Origin of the sequence: Mesorhizobium sp. M8A.F.Ca.ET.181.01.1.1 (assembly GCF_004792025.1) — a bacterium.
In the GTDB taxonomy this organism is placed as follows: Bacteria; Pseudomonadota; Alphaproteobacteria; order Rhizobiales; family Rhizobiaceae; genus Mesorhizobium.
In genome coordinates, this window is sequence record NZ_SRTV01000272.1 from 1 (window position 1) to 293 (window position 293).

At 61.8% G+C, this 293-nt stretch carries 1 protein-coding gene; it reads right to left on the minus strand.

Translation table 11 applies throughout. The features are described 5' to 3' along the window. A partial coding sequence (locus EN824_RS34570; protein WP_135933233.1) for an efflux RND transporter permease subunit occupies positions 1-293 on the minus strand: 293 nt, incomplete at both ends.

Here is a 293-nt window from a genome sequence, read left to right on the forward strand (position 1 = left end):
TGCAGCGTATCGTTCACATCGGAGATGGAAAGCCCGAGTGCGCTTGCCTTTTCCCGGTCGATATCGACGTGGAATTGCGGCGTGTCTTCAAGCCCGCCTGGCCGCATGCCGGCTATTGCAGGGTCTTTCGCTGCGAGCGCCATCAACTGCTGGCGTGCGGCCATCAGCTTGTCGTGCCCCTGGCCTGAGCGGTCTTCCAGTTCGAAGTCGAGACCGCTTTGCGTGCCCAGCTCCTGAATGGCGGGTGGATTGACCGCGAAGACCTGTGCATCGCGCAGATCGGAAGAGCGTCG